Annotated in this window: 14 protein-coding genes, 1 riboswitch and 1 other annotated feature; of the genes, 11 read left to right on the top strand and 3 right to left on the bottom strand. The window is 47.1% G+C overall.

The features are described 5' to 3' along the window. The first annotated feature begins 160 nt into the window (after positions 1 to 160). The 4 genes from CPZ25_RS13010 (at position 161) to CPZ25_RS12995 (ending at position 6,774) form a co-directional block, all read left to right on the top strand. Complete coding sequence (locus CPZ25_RS13010) at positions 161 to 1,546, top strand: NAD(P)/FAD-dependent oxidoreductase (RefSeq protein ID WP_058696292.1); 1,386 nt, start codon at positions 161 to 163, stop codon at positions 1,544 to 1,546. Positions 1,547 to 1,560: 14 nt separating this feature from the next. Further along, complete coding sequence (gene rsmI / locus CPZ25_RS13005) at positions 1,561 to 2,391, top strand: 16S rRNA (cytidine(1402)-2'-O)-methyltransferase (protein WP_096918796.1); 831 nt, start codon at positions 1,561 to 1,563, stop codon at positions 2,389 to 2,391. Positions 2,392 to 2,456: 65 nt separating this feature from the next. Continuing rightward, positions 2,457 to 2,700 (top strand) — a binding site (T-box leader). Next, on the top strand, positions 2,700 to 4,688 hold the full coding sequence (metG, locus tag CPZ25_RS13000; protein ID WP_423245037.1) for a methionine--tRNA ligase: 1,989 nt from the start codon (positions 2,700 to 2,702) through the stop codon (positions 4,686 to 4,688). It overlaps the preceding feature by 1 nt. Positions 4,689 to 4,770: 82 nt before the next feature. Next, on the top strand, positions 4,771 to 6,774 hold the full coding sequence (locus CPZ25_RS12995; RefSeq protein WP_096918794.1) for an LTA synthase family protein: 2,004 nt from the start codon (positions 4,771 to 4,773) through the stop codon (positions 6,772 to 6,774). A 37-nt stretch (positions 6,775 to 6,811) separates the two neighbouring features. Here the strand turns inward: CPZ25_RS12995 and CPZ25_RS12990 are convergent, their stop codons facing one another. The 3 genes from CPZ25_RS12990 to trxA all read right to left on the bottom strand — a co-directional run bounded on the left by CPZ25_RS12990 (position 6,812) and on the right by trxA (position 8,289). Next, entirely contained in the window at positions 6,812 to 7,144 is a 333-nt protein-coding gene (locus CPZ25_RS12990) for a helix-turn-helix domain-containing protein (RefSeq protein WP_058696288.1), read from the bottom strand. 91 nt (positions 7,145 to 7,235) lie between these two features. After that, a riboswitch (cyclic di-GMP riboswitch) is annotated at positions 7,236 to 7,323 on the bottom strand. A 91-nt stretch (positions 7,324 to 7,414) separates the two neighbouring features. Beyond that, entirely contained in the window at positions 7,415 to 7,750 is a 336-nt protein-coding gene (locus CPZ25_RS12985) for a helix-turn-helix domain-containing protein (RefSeq protein WP_058696287.1), read from the bottom strand. A gap of 215 nt (positions 7,751 to 7,965) precedes the next feature. Next, positions 7,966 to 8,289: a thioredoxin gene (gene trxA, locus CPZ25_RS12980; protein WP_058696286.1), complete on the bottom strand. Its 324-nt coding sequence runs from the start codon at positions 8,287 to 8,289 to the stop codon at positions 7,966 to 7,968. 97 nt (positions 8,290 to 8,386) lie between these two features. On the opposite strand from trxA, the gene CPZ25_RS12975 reads away from it, so the two are divergent. The 7 genes from CPZ25_RS12975 (at position 8,387) to CPZ25_RS12945 (ending at position 14,552) form a co-directional block, all read left to right on the top strand. Continuing rightward, a complete protein-coding gene (locus CPZ25_RS12975; protein WP_096918793.1) occupies positions 8,387 to 9,799 on the top strand; it encodes an aminotransferase class I/II-fold pyridoxal phosphate-dependent enzyme in 1,413 nt (470 codons plus the stop codon). A 59-nt stretch (positions 9,800 to 9,858) separates the two neighbouring features. Further along, positions 9,859 to 10,545: a dTMP kinase gene (locus tag CPZ25_RS12970; RefSeq protein ID WP_096918792.1), complete on the top strand. Its 687-nt coding sequence runs from the start codon at positions 9,859 to 9,861 to the stop codon at positions 10,543 to 10,545. Continuing rightward, positions 10,532 to 10,795, top strand: a complete 264-nt coding sequence (locus CPZ25_RS12965) for a hypothetical protein (protein ID WP_058696283.1) — start codon at positions 10,532 to 10,534, stop codon at positions 10,793 to 10,795. The genes CPZ25_RS12970 and CPZ25_RS12965 overlap by 14 nt, the downstream gene beginning before the upstream one ends. A gap of 12 nt (positions 10,796 to 10,807) precedes the next feature. Beyond that, positions 10,808 to 11,770 (top strand): DNA polymerase III subunit delta', encoded by a 963-nt coding sequence (gene holB / locus CPZ25_RS12960; protein ID WP_096918791.1) that lies wholly within the window; start codon positions 10,808 to 10,810, stop codon positions 11,768 to 11,770. 18 nt (positions 11,771 to 11,788) lie between these two features. Next, positions 11,789 to 12,688, top strand: a complete 900-nt coding sequence (locus tag CPZ25_RS12955; protein ID WP_074616415.1) for a PSP1 domain-containing protein — start codon at positions 11,789 to 11,791, stop codon at positions 12,686 to 12,688. Positions 12,689 to 12,755: 67 nt separating this feature from the next. Beyond that, positions 12,756 to 12,926 (top strand): DUF362 domain-containing protein, encoded by a 171-nt coding sequence (locus CPZ25_RS12950; protein ID WP_074616416.1) that lies wholly within the window; start codon positions 12,756 to 12,758, stop codon positions 12,924 to 12,926. A gap of 192 nt (positions 12,927 to 13,118) precedes the next feature. Then, entirely contained in the window at positions 13,119 to 14,552 is a 1,434-nt protein-coding gene (locus CPZ25_RS12945) for a sigma-54 interaction domain-containing protein (RefSeq protein WP_058696280.1), read from the top strand. Positions 14,553 to 14,579: the final 27 nt, after the last annotated feature.

The following is a 14,579-nucleotide window of genomic DNA, read 5'->3' as shown; positions in this document are numbered from 1 at the left end:
ACGCAGATGATGAGGAAATCATCCCATAATGGATGATCGATTTCCGAAGAATCTGTGATCCTTTATCGGTTGAATGGAGAATGGAAAACTAAAGAACAAATAATTTTCCATTATTTTTTATTGAAGGTTACCCTGACGATCAGGGTAAGAAGGGTTTCATATGAACAAATATGATGTAATCATAATCGGCGCCGGCCCTGCCGGCATTTTTGCTGCGCTTGAGCTAAAAAAAGAAAAGCCTGAGCTCAGTATTTTAATGCTGGAAAAGGGCAACGCCATTGAAAAACGAATTTGCCCAAAGCGCAAGACCGGTGTGTGTGTGGGCTGTAAGCCCTGTAACATTACAACCGGTTTTGCCGGAGCGGGTGCTTACTCAGACGGGAAGCTCTCGCTGTCGCCGGATGTCGGCGGGGAGCTGCCGGATTATATCGGTTATGAGAAAACCGAAGAACTTATCGCCTATGTGGATGAGCATTACCTGCGCTTTGGGGCAGACCCCAAGGTACACGGTCTTGATAATCCAGAGAAAATTCGTGAGATAAGAACAAAGGCCATTCAGAGTAATTTAAAGCTTATTGAATGTCCCATACGCCATATGGGGACAGAGGTTGGCTACACCATTTATAAGCGCATCCAGGATCATTTGATCCATGATCTTGGGGTAGAAATCAAGTTCCGCAATCCGGTAAAGAGCCTGATTGTGGAGGATGGTGCAGCCGTTGGCGTGCAGGCGGACTGTGAATATTACGCGGACAAAATTTTAGCCGGTGTAGGCCGTGATGGGTCTGAATGGTTTAAAGCCATGTGCGACACCTATGGCATAGATACAACGGTGGGCAAGGTGGATATCGGTATCCGCCTTGAAACCCGCAATGAAATTATGAAGGAAATCAACGACGCCCTTTATGAAGGCAAACTGGTCTACTACACGCCGACTTTTGACGACGCAGTGCGGACCTTCTGCTCAAATCCTGGGGGCGTGGTTTCAACCGAGTATTATGATGACAATCTGGCAGTGGTCAACGGCCACAGCTACAAATCTGACGCTTTAAAAACAGATAATACCAATTTTGCGCTGTTGGTTTCAAAAGGTTTTACTGAGCCTTTTAACGCGCCCATCGCTTATGGCAAGCATATCGCCAGCCTTGGAAACATGCTCACCGGGAATAAGATTCTGGTGCAGCGCTATGGCGACTTTATAAGAGGCCGGCGAACCAACGAGGAACGGCTTCACCGCAACAATATTCGTCCGACCCTCAAGGACGCTGTACCGGGAGACCTCTGTCTGGTTCTGCCATACCGCATCATGAAGGATATCGATGAAATGATCCAGGCGCTGGACCATGTGTCGCCAGGTCTGGCCAGTGACGAGACGCTGCTCTACGGGGTGGAGGTCAAGTTCTACTCCAACAAGGTGGCTGTGGACGAAAAGTTTCAGACCAATATTAAAAACCTGTATGTGCTGGGCGACGGCGCCGGCATCACCCGCGGTCTGATGCAGGCGTCGGTCAACGGCGTCTATGTGGCGCGGAATTTGTTTGATTAAAAATGGAGAATGCCATGCCGGGAAAATTATATATTGTCGGGACACCCATCGGGAATCTTGAGGATATTACGCTGAGGGCCCTTCGGGTTTTAGAGGAAGTGGATGTGATTGCCGCGGAGGATACCCGTCATACTGTCAAGCTTCTCAATCATTTTGAGCTTAAGAAGCATCTGTTGGCCTATCACCAGCACAATGAGCAGAGCGGCAGTGAAAAGCTGCTGGAGTTTTTGACAGCGGGTAAAAATATCGCCCTGGTCAGCGATGCGGGAATGCCTATTATCTCTGACCCTGGCTCAGTCATTGTCAGCCGGTGCAATGAAGCCGGAATCCCGGTGGAGGTGGTGCCTGGACCAAACGCAGGGCTTTGTGCGCTTGTGCTTTCAGGCATTGACGCCCGGGTTTTTACCTTTCTGGGTTTTTTAGGAAAGCAGAATAAAGAGATTCGCGAGGGTATTGAGAAAATAGCCGCTTCTGAAAATACAGTTATTCTCTACGAAACGCCCCACAGACTGGTGAAAACACTGGAAGCCATGGTTCAGGTCATTCCGGACCGAAAAATGAGTATTTCCAGGGAAATAACAAAAAAATACGAAGAGACCCGAATGGGTACAGTTCAGGAGCATCTGAACTGGTATTCTGAAAACCCGCCCAAGGGCGAGTTTGTGCTGGTTATTGAAGGCGGCGATGGGCTTACGGAGGGAGGTCAGGATTTGATGTCCCTTCCGCTGGAGGATCACATGGCCCATTACGAAGACCAGGGCATGGGCGAAAAGGAAGCCATGAAACAGGTGGCCAGGGACCGCGGCGTGAGCAAGCGGGATATTTATAATGAACTGAAACGGTAACCAGAGCGATTAGGGCTTGCATTTTAAAAATATTTGGATATAATAGTATAGTAATAAATTAAATATAAGCTGCGATGAAGAGAAGAGTACATTCGGAGGAAGCATACAGAGAGCCGGGAAAGGTGAAAGCCGGCTGTGGACAAGGAATGGAAGATGGCCTCTGAGCAAGCTTTGGTGAGGGCTGCCGCCTAAGCCAGAGCCGCGGAAAGCGTTAAAAACAAATAATAAACCCCGCCGGTTTATTAGCTGAGCCGTCTGCCGTGAGACAGGCGGAAAGTAAGGTGGTAACACGAGAGCTTCGTCCTTATATGGAGAGGCTCTCTTTATTTTTTATTTTTTTAGGAGGAAATACGATGGAAGAAAAGAAAACTTTTTATGTCACAACTCCGATCTATTATCCAAGCGGAGATTTACACATTGGTCATACCTATACCACGGTAGCCGCCGATACCCTGACCCGTTTTAAAAAGCTGACGGGCTATGACGCCTATTTTTTAACCGGTACGGATGAACATGGTCAGAAGATTCAGAAGGTTGCCGAGGAAAAGGGTGTTACCCCACAGGCCTATGTGGATGACGTAGTGGGAAGAATTAAGGAGCTGTGGAAGCTGATGAACATTAACTATGACCAGTTTATCCGCACCACAGATCCGGAACACGAGAAAACCATCCAGCAGATTTTTAAAAAACTCTATGATCAGGGCGATATCTACAAGGGAAAATATGAAGGCTGGTACTGCACGCCCTGCGAGTCCTTCTGGACAGAAAGCCAGCTGGTGGACGGCAACTGCCCGGATTGCGGACGTCCAGTTGAAAAGGCCTCTGAGGAAGCTTATTTCTTTAAAATGTCCAAATATGCAGACCGCTTATTGCAGTATATTGAGGACCATCCGGATTTTATTCAGCCGGAATCCCGGAAGAACGAGATGATCAACAACTTCATCAAGCCCGGCCTTCAGGATCTCTGCGTTTCCAGAACCTCCTTCAGCTGGGGTGTTCCGGTAACCTTTGACCCGGGGCATGTGGTGTATGTCTGGATCGACGCTCTCCCGAATTATATCTCGGCCCTTGGCTACATGAATGACAAGCCTCAGCTCATGGATAAATACTGGCCGGCAAATGTGCATCTGGTCGGTAAGGACATTATCCGCTTCCATACCATTTATTGGCCGATTATCCTCATGGCGCTGGATCTGCCCCTGCCGGAACGCGTCTACGGTCATGGCTGGATTCTGTTAAAGGGCGGTAAAATGTCCAAATCTGTGGGCAATGTAGTTGATCCGGTAGAGTTGGCCCAAAAATACGGCGTGGACGCCCTGCGCTATCATGTGCTGCGTGAAATGACTTATGGTGCAGACGGTATTTACAACGAAGACCTGCTGGTCAGCCATATCAATTCTGATCTGGCCAATGACTTGGGTAATCTCCTGAGTCGGACAGTGGCCATGACCGTGAAATATTTTGGCGGTGTGATTCCGGCTGAGCGTGAAAGCGGTGAGTTTGACGCTGACCTCGCTGCCTTGGCCGTGGAAACTCCCGGCGTTGTGGAAGATTACATGAATAAACTGGACTTTAGCCGTGCGCTGGAGGCGATCTGGAAGCTGGTATCCCGAACAAATAAATACATCGATGAGACACAGCCCTGGGTTTTGATCAAAGATCCTGAAAAGAAAGCCCGGCTGGCAATGGTTATGTATAATCTGACAGAGTCTCTCAGAATAATTTCTGTGCTCGTAAGCTCTGCAATGCCGGATACCGGCGTTAAGATCGCCGATGAGCTCAAGGTGCCGGAGGAACTCAGGACTTGGGAAAGCATCCAGTCCTTTGGAAAATATCCGGACGGCATCCAGGTAGAACGCTGTGAACCGATCTTCCCGAGAATTGAAGTAAAGAAGGAAAAACCAGAGCAAAAGCAGCAGCCTAAAAAGGAAAAACAGGCGAAGAAGGAAGAAAAAACCGAGGTGCCGGAAGGTCTGATCACCATTGACGATTTTGCCAAGGTTGAGATGAAGGTCGCGGAGGTTATCTCCTGTGAACAGCACCCTGACGCAGACCGACTGCTGGTATTCCAGCTGGATCTGGGGACAGAAAAGCGCCAGATTATTTCTGGAATCGCCAAATATTATAAGCCTGAAGACCTTGTGGGTAAAAAGGTGATTGTATGTACAAATCTGAAACCAGTAATGCTGCGCGGACTGGAGTCCAACGGAATGATTCTTTCCGCTGTAAAAGGAAAAAAATTGAGTATTCTGACGGTCGACGGCGATGTGATTCCAGCCGGTGGTAAAGTAAGCTAAAAGAGTAAAACTTAATTTGTATTGAAAATGACACAAAATCTCCCGTTTAATGGTATAATATCCAGAGAACGGGAGGTTTTTTTTGGATTCTGTAATCAATTTAACAACGAGTAAAAAAAGAATATTGGCGGCGCTGGCGGCAGTGGCAGCGCTGAGCCTGAGTCTGGCGCTTTGCTACCAGATGATGGGCTTTGATGAGGGCTACCTGAATACAGCAGGGCTGTGTGTGTTTATGATCGGGCTGGCCATCTTTTCAAATATAGCGTGCCGGGAACGGGCGGCAGCTCTGTGGAACGTGCTGCTGCTTGTCCTGTCCTCAGCCTTTTCCTATACCATCTTCCAGATTTTTCAGGAAGCACCCTTCGATACGGAGGGGATCCGTTTGTTTTTAAATCTGGCCTGCTGTATGGCAGTCTATGTGTTTTTATATATTATAACCGGGCGGATGAGAACGTCTTTGATAGGCGGAGGAATTCTGATGTATATTTTTGGACTGGCTGGCTACTTTGTCCGTCTGTTCAGAGGAGATACGCTGCTCTATACGGATCTGTTCTCAGCAAAGACAGGACTCCAGGTCGCCTCAGCTTATCATTTTGAGCTCAGCGGCACCATTTTGCTTGCTGCGCTGGTTTTGACGGCGCTGTTGTTCTGGGCCTTTAAAGCAAACGGCAGCATTCACGATAAATACAAAAGCCGTAAGCTGAGGCTGACAGCTTTTGTAACACTGACCATCACCTTTGGTCTGTTTTTTGAGACCAATGTGGAGCGGTATTATTATGCCTGGGATATGCCGGTTAACGGTTACCCCTATACTTTTACGGTCAATGCCAAGCTTTCCCATGTCAGGGAACCCGAGGGCTATGACCTGGCGTTTTTGGGCGAGAGCATCAAAAATGTTCAGCAGCCCATGACCACCGGGGCCGTCGGGCGGGGCGGGACAACGGAAAAAGCCGCTGCAGGACCTGGAGTGAAAAACAATCATAAACCCAATATCATTGCCATTATGAATGAGTCCTTCAGCGATTTGCGGACCGTGGGGGATTTTTCCACCAATATTGACGTTATGCCCTTTATTGACAGCCTGCAGGAGAATACCATTAAAGGGAATCTTTATGTGTCGGTTTTCGGTGGAGGTACCTGTGACTCCGAATATGCCTTTCTGACCGGAAATACGACGGCTTATCTGCCGGAAAATGCAAGACCCTATCAACTGTATATTAAGGTTCCGGCGCCCAGCCTTACGTCAACGCTGAACTATGAGGGCTACAACAGCTATGCCATCCATCCCGGAGAGCGGAACGCCTGGAACCGTGACAAGGTTTATCCGAATTTTGGCTTTCAGCAGTTTTTCTCAGAAGAAGAATTTTTGGAATCGCAGACGCTTAGAGAAAAATGGGTCAGCGATGCGGCCACCTATGACAAGGTCATTGATCTTTATGAGAACAAGGGGGATAATCCGCTGTTTGTCTTTGATGTGACCATCCAAAACCACGCTGGCTACCAGATGAACGCTGATGATCTTGATCCAGTGCTTCTGGAGGGGATGGAGGGAAGTTACCCCGAAACCGAGCAGTATTTATCTCTGATGCGAAACTCCGACGCAGCGTTTAAAGGTCTGATCGATTATTTCAGCGGGCAGGATGAGCCCACGCTGATAGTTATGTTTGGAGATCACCAGGCATATATTGAGCAGGCATTTTATGAAGAGCTCATGCAGAAGCCTTTGGATCAGTGGAGCACAGAGGAGCTGCAGAAGCGTTACGTCACGCCCTTTGTCATCTGGGCAAACTATGACATCCCGGAGGCCCAGGTGGATAAGCTGAGCATAAATTACCTTTCCAGCCTGCTGCTGGAGCAGGCCGGTATCCAGGGGACGCCCTACAATGATTATTTAATGAGGCTGTCTGAGACACTGCCGGTTATTAATTCTGTAGGGATTATCGATAATGAGGAGCAGTACTTCAGAAGGGGAGACCCGACGATCCACGACCGAGAGGTTCTGGAATACCAGCAGATGCTCTACAATAATATGCTGGATACAGCAAGGCGGCGAAACGATTTGTTTTACCCGGCCGCAGACTTTTAATTAAAAAACCCGGATCGATAAGATCCGGGTTTTTTAGCTATTTTTTCAATTTAAAGCCATCAGTCATTACCTTGATGACATCGCACACGATTTTAGATTGCTCGTCGTCCAGCCCTTCCATTGCAGTGGACAGAAAGTGAATCCGGCTGGTAAAGGACTCGACGGGAAAATCGGCAAGAAGCGCGCTGACAGGAACCTCCAGTGCTTCGGAGATAGTGATGAGTGTTTCAAGTTTGGGCAGATGGGTGCCGCGTTCCAGCATGCTCAGATAATTCGGTGTAATATGAACACGTTCCGCGAGCTGGTACTGCGTCAGTTTTTTATCAAGACGGGCTTCACGAATATGCCTGCCAATAACTTTATTATCCATTGTGGTTAACTCCTCTGCGTGAGATTGGGGCAATAAAAAGACCCCGGCACACAAACCAAGGCAGGGAGATTGCATTCAGTAAGTTTAATACCCGAGCAACCGGCTGTCATTTCATCTCCTGATGAATTAGACCCTTGGCTTTGCGTCACTACCTTTCAGTAGTTTTGCCCTATTTCAAAATGATTCGGATGTATATTATTTACTATAACTCACAATGCGAATGAAGTCAATATTCAATTATAGTTTTGTCCAAGAATTTAAACAAATAATTCAGTGATTTGTTGTTTTGAAATGGTCACACATCAGTTTGACCATATCCTGCACTAAAGTGAGCTCCTCATCTGACAGATTGTCAGACGGAATGGCGAAAGAAGTGTGCGTTTCTTTGCGAGATTCTGCGTGGTCTTCCATCAGAAGATCGTCGGCTGAAACGGACAGGATATTGGCCAGATTGATAAAAGTTTCCAGCCGGGGCAGCTGCGCTCCCCTTTCAATGATACTGAGGTATGTGGGGGTGATACCGGCTTTTTTAGCCAGCTGGTTTTGTGTAAGACGGGCGTCTTTTCGAAACTGGCGAAGCCGCTGCCCGAGGTATTTACTGTTCATCTGGAGTTCCTCCCGAGTGTTTGACAGATATGATTGAAAATAAGGAATCTATAAACAATTTTCATAGTAACATATTTTTGAAAAAGGTTCAAGGATTTTCGAAATAATAGTTATAAAAATAGAATAAAAAGAGAAACGTCTTGTATTGTAAAAGAAAATTTAATAAAAAATAGTTCGATAAAAAAAGACCATGCCCGAAGCGTGGTCTGAAAAACTTATAAATTTTTTAGGGTATCAATGTATTCCTGCTTATCGCGGCTTCCCACGAAACGTTCGACTTCACTGCCGTCCTTTAAGAATACACAGGTCGGGATGCTCATGACATGAAACTGTCTGGCCAGGTCAGTATTTTCATCTACATTCAGCTTGCAGATTTTGGCGGTTGAAGGGACTTCGCCGGCGATTTCTTCGATGATCGGAAGGAGAGCCTTACAGGGACCACACCATTCAGCCCAAAAATCAACCATGACAGGGCCTTCCGTATAGTTCAGCACTTCCGATTCAAAGTTAGTCATATCGACAGAGATGATATTTGCCATCTTTTTCACTCCTTGAATTTTTTTACAGAGATTATCATACCAATAATCCATCTAAAAATAAAGGGGAAAAATCCGGATTTTATGATAAAATAAATTCATGAAAAAACGACTTTTATATACAAGATTACAAGAACTCAGTGACAGAGGGGCTTTGCGGTTTCATATGCCCGGGCACAAGGGAAATTTTTGTTTTGATAATGAAAACTGGGCAACTCTGGATGTCACAGAGATACCTGGCGCGGATAACCTGCACGATCCCTCCGATATTCTTTTAAAGGTTCAGAAAAAGCTGGCAGAAGCTTACGGGTCGGAGGAGGCCTGTATTCTGGTAAACGGCACCACAACCGGCATACAGAGTGCCATTATGGGTGTTTGCAGAGAAGGCGAGAGCCTTCTGGTGCCGTTAAACTGCCACCGTTCTGTTTATGCAGGGCTGGCCCTGGGCAGGATAAAAGGTGTTTATTTTGAACCGGAATACGATGCGCGGCTGGGCTTTGGAAAATGTATTTCTCTGGAACAGGTAGAAAAAAATCTGCGGGAGCACCCAGAGGTAAAGGGGATGATACTGGTCAATCCCACCTATTATGGCACGGTCAGTGATGTTGCTGCCATTGCTGAGCTGCTTCATAAAAAAGGCAAGGTGCTGATCGTGGATGAAGCCCACGGGGCACACCTGAGGTTTTGTGCTGAGCTGCCGCCGGACGCGGTGAGTTGCGGAGCAGATATTGTCATTCAGAGCACGCATAAGCTTTTAGGCGCTTTTACCCAGAGCTCTCTGCTTCACATGCAGGGGCCCCTGGTAGAAAGAAGCCGTGTTAAAAAATTTCTGGCCATGCTTCAGTCCTCCAGTCCCAGCTATCTGCTGATGATGAGTGTGGAAAACGCGGTGGACGAAGCCTGCGAAAAGGGAGAAACTGTTTTTAAAACCATTGCGGAGCGTTGGGATTTTTATCAGAAACGGACAGGGGTGGGCGACTGCATTGCTCTGTATACTCCGGAGGATGGGCAGCCCTACGATAAAAGCAAGTGGCTGCTGATGGTAAAGAACGGAAAGGGCACTGCTGTTGAAAAGCGGCTGCTAACAGAGTATAACATTCAGTGTGAGATGTCTGGATTTAACTATGTGCTGGCCATGACTGGAATCGGCACTGCAGCCGGCGAACTGGATCAGCTGATGGCAGCAGTGGCAGACATGAACAGAGACTGTCCAGAAGTCTCTGAGCTGCCGGATGCTGGATTTGTCAGTGTCTGGAAGCACGAGGAAAAATATCCCCTGTGGCAGGCGCTCTACAATATGGAAACCGGGCGGCTGCCTTTGGAGGACGCAGCAGGCAGTGCCGCAGCGGGCTTTGTCATCCCGTATCCTCCGGGGATACCAGTGCTGCTGCCTGGGAGTCTGGTGACAGAAGAAACCGTGGCGGAGCTCTTAAGACGGCGGAGAAACGGCGAAGCGGTTGTGGGAATAGACAGTGGGGGAATGATTGAAGTCATTCTCAATTCTTCGTTTTAATGCATGGGCCGTTATGATATAATAATGCCTGAAACAAAATGAGAAAAGAAGGTTTATCAATGGAAAATAAAGGACAGCTGATTGTCATCGAGGGTGTTGACGGCAGCGGTAAGCAGACACAGACAGAAAAGCTCTACGACCGCCTGAAAAGGGAGGGACAGCATGTTATGAAGGTTTCCTATCCCCGTTACGATAAGGAGTCCTCCGCCATGGTACGGCTGTACCTGTCCGGCGCCTTTGGCAATGACCCGGACAGCATCAGTCCTTACATCGCCTCGACCTTTTACGCAGCTGACCGTTATGCCTCCTACAAGGAAGATTACGAGGCCTTTTACAAGGACGGCGGCATCGTGATCGCTGATCGGTACACTACTTCCAATATGGTTCATCAGGCGGGTAAAATCAGCGATCCGGAGGAGCGCGGCCGTTTTATGGACTGGCTGTCAGATTATGAGTTTAACAAGATGGAGCTGCCTGTACCAGACGCGGTTTTCTTTTTGAATATACCGCCGGAAATTAACTTTAAGCTGATGGAGGGCCGCGCCAATAAAATCACGGGTAAAGCGGAGAAAGATATACACGAAAAAAGCCCGGAGCACCTGATCCACGCGTATCAGAATGCCCTTGAGCTCATTGAGAAGTATAGTTGGACAGAGATCGTATGTGTTGCGGAGGGCAGACTCCGGAGTATTGAGGATATACACGAAGAAATATATGAAAGGGTGATGACAAGTGGAACGGTTTGAGGACCGCTATGCGCTTTTGAAGGTAGCCTATTCGGACATGGAGTTTGCCATGACGCGGAGCTTTCTGGAGGCGAACGGCATTAAGGTCACCTCGAGGGAAAAAGGCTTTGGCGGCCCGATCCGCAGTATTTTTATGGGAACCTTCACCACGGCCAATATTGAAATATTTGTGGACCCGGGAGATCTTGAGGAGGCAAAGGCGCTGCTTAAAACAGATTTTTCAGAATTAGCCGAAGAAGAATGGCACTAGGAAGGAGCAGGCATGTTTAAGGCAATTATTGAGCAGGAGCGGTTTAAAAAGCTTCTGGCGGGAAGCCTGGCTAATCATGAAGTGAGTCACGCCTATCTTTTTGTGGGAAAAAAAGGTATTGGCAAGACCATGATGGCCCTTGAATTTGCAAAAGCCCTTTTATGCCGGGGGGATGAAAAGCCCTGCGGCGCCTGTATTCCCTGTGAGAAGATTGAGCACGGCAACCATCCGGATGTTCTAATCACCCAGCCTGGAAAGGGCGAGAGCGCCATTAAAATTGATCAGGTCCGTAAGCTCATCACCACACTGCCGGTCAAGCCCTTTGAGAGCGATCTGCGGGTAAGCATCATAAAAGGCGGCGATAAAATGACACCGGAGGCCCAGAACGCTCTGTTGAAATCCCTGGAGGAGCCAGAACCTCACAATGTTTTCATCATTACAGCGGAGAATCTGGAAAAAATGCTGAACACCATCCGCTCACGCTGCCAGGTGCTGAGCTTTGAGCCGGTCTCGGACGCTGGCATCCGCGAAATTTTGAGGCAGAAGGGTTATGCGCCAGGCGAGGCGGTGGATCAGGCGGTCTACAGCTGCGAAGGATCGCCGGGAAAGGCTTTAGAATTTCTTGAAAATACTGAGCTGGAAAGCTTAAAAATTGAAGCATTAAATGTATTTTATGCTATACTTAAGGGAGATACCTTTAAGGCGTTCGCTTTCAGTGAAAAGATAGGGAAGGACAAAAACGCCAGCGCCGAGGTTCTGAATTTTCTGCTTGTCTGGTTTCACAGCATGGCGCTGTTTCTGGAAGGCGCAGAGGATGATGGGAATCCATATTATAGCTGGCAGGTAAAATACGCTTCGGTTTTGACGCCGCGTCAAAACAGCCGGATCGCAGAAATCCTTTTTGAGTTTATGAACACCCTGCAGTATAATGTCAACCTGAGGCTGCAGTGGGAAAGCGTCCTATTAAAAATATAATTTACAGGAGTACTATAGATGGCAAAATCAGTGGTTGGAGTCCGATTTAAAAAAGTCGGTAAAATTTATTATTTTGATCCACAGAATCTGGAAGTAGAGCAGTACGACCATGTCATAGTTGAGACTGTCCGCGGCGTGGAATACGGAGAGGTTGCCCTGGGGCCGAGGGAGATCGAGGATGATTTGATCACAGCGCCCATCAAGCCCGTTATCAGGAAAGCCACCGATAAAGATACAGCGGATTTTGAGCGGCTGAAGCGCAAGGAAATTGAGGCCAAGGATATTTTTATCGAAAAGGCAAAAGCCCACAAGCTTGAGATGAAGCTCATTGATGTGGAGTATACCTTTGATAAGAAGAAGGCGATCTTTTACTTTACGGCTGACGGCCGTGTGGATTTTAGAGATCTGGTCAAGGATTTGGCAGCTGTGTTTAAGGTGCGCATTGAGCTGCGCCAGATCGGTGTTCGGGATGAGGCTAAGATATTTAAGGGTTTGGGTGTATGCGGCAGAACGACCTGCTGTGCCCAGTGGCTTGGGGATTTTACCCCCGTGTCTATTAAAATGGCCAAGGAACAAAACCTATCGCTGAATTCCACCAAAATATCCGGTATCTGCGGCAGGCTTTTGTGCTGCCTGACCTACGAACAGGAGTTTTATGAGGAAGTCACCAAGAAGATGCCGAGAGTCGGCCAGCAGGTCATTACACCGGACGGCGAGGGCGAGGTTTTTAAGTTAAGCATCCTTGAGGAAACAGTTTTTGTCAAAATGCAGCTGGAAAAGGATGAAACCGAAGTTCGAAAATATCTGTTAGCGGATATTCAGAAGAAAAAGCAGGAAAAAAAGCCCGAGCGCAAGCCTGAGCGGAAACGCGAAAAAAAATCAGAAAAAAAACCTGAAAAAGGCAAAAAAGATAAATAATTGTCTTGCTTTAAATCAAGAATAAGATATAATAAAATAAATGTTGTTCAAGAAAGGGGTGTATTAAATGGCTTACAAAATCACAGACGAATGTATCGCTTGCGGTTCTTGTGCAGATCAATGTCCAGTAGAAGCAATTTCTGAAGGTTCTATCTATGAAATTGATGAAGCTTTATGTACAGATTGCGGTTCTTGCGCAGATCAGTGCCCAGTAGAAGCAATTGTACCTGAAGACTAATAAGAATACAAAAAGAAGACACCATTCCCCGGGGATGGTGTTTTTTTCTTGCCGTTTGCAGAATTGCACACTGCTTTTCAAGAATATAAAGGCTGTGAATTTAACTGGAAAAAGTAAGTGCTGCTATGATATAATACTTCTATTGAAATCGTATAGCGTTTGAGAAGATTCAGAAGACAACAGAGGTGCCTTATGGGAAAAATAAACAAAGAATTTGGAATTGATGAAGAGTACCTGGAATATCTCCGTTCCATTCCGGTGGACGTCTATATTAAAATTTTGGAAAACTGTTCATCAGATGTATATGTGATGGACAAAGAGGGAAAGATTATTTACGTTAATCCCAACTCCATCCGCCATTATGGGGTAGACCCTAAAGAAATGATCGGTCAGAACAACTATTCCTTCAGAAAAGGGAAGTGGACGCCAACAGCTTTAGAAAAATGTGTCATGGAAAAACGTACTGTCTTTGCAGAGCAGAACTATCTGCTCATTGGAAAAAGCGTTTCAACTGTGCTTACACCCATTTTTGATAAGGACGGCGAAATCGAAATGGTTGTGACCATTGCCAATGAACTCCCTGAAAAATATGACATGACCTGGCGAAAGCTGGATGGTGAAAAGAGCAAGGCCGGCAGCAAGAGTAAAACACACACAATAGAGGCGGAGGATGGCAAGGATGATGATGAGATTGTCGGACAAAGCTATATTTTCTGCAAAATTCTGCTGACCATTAAAAAAGTTTCAGAGTCCGACGTCCCAATCCTTTTAACGGGAGAGTCAGGGGTAGGCAAGACACTGATTGCCGAATATGTGCATAAAACAAGTCTGAGGGCTTCAAAGCCGTTCTGGGCTATCAACTGTGCCACAATCCCGGAAAACCTTCTGGAATCAGAACTATTTGGTTATGCGCCCCATGCCTTTACAGGGGCCAGCGCAAAGGGAAAGGTCGGTCTTGTGGAGCTGGCCGACGGCGGCACGTTGTTTCTTGATGAAATCGGTGAGATGGCGCCAGGGCTTCAGGCCAAGCTGCTGGACGTTTTGGAAAACAAGCGTTTCATCCAGGTAGGGGGCAGTGAAATGAAGCATGTGGATATCCGCATTGTGGCCGCCACCAACGCAAATCTTGAAAAGCTGGTCGCTGAAAAGAAGTTCCGTTCAGACCTGTACTGGCGGATCAATACCATCAATATTGAGATTCCTGCACTCAGAGAACGCCGGGAGGATATTCTGCCTCTGACAGCCTATTTTCTGAAAAAATATAATAAAAAATATGGAAAGGACATTGATTTTTCGCCAAAGTCCATGGCGATCCTCATCGCCTACGACTGGCCGGGCAACATACGGCAGCTGAAAAATCTTATTGAACGTACGGTTCTTCTGTCCACCAGTGGTCCCGTTGCGCCGAAGGATTTGCCGGAATTTATGATTGAGGGCACCGCTATGGTAGAGGAAACCTACAAGGAAAGCTATGATTATATTCTGGAAAGCGTTGGGAAACAGCTGATCCGTGAGTCCTATAAAAAGTACAGAAATATGAAAAAAGTCGCGGAAGATCTGGACATCAGCCACTCCAAGGCTTTTCGGCTGGTGAGTGAATACTGTAAGGATTTAATGAAAAAATAGATGGCTTAAGACGGAGTGTTTAGATAA

Origin of the sequence: Eubacterium maltosivorans (assembly GCF_002441855.2) — a bacterium.
Classification (GTDB): Bacteria; Bacillota; Clostridia; order Eubacteriales; family Eubacteriaceae; genus Eubacterium; species Eubacterium maltosivorans.
Note: the sequence above shows the minus strand (reverse complement) of the source record. Positions and strands in the feature narration are given on the sequence as shown.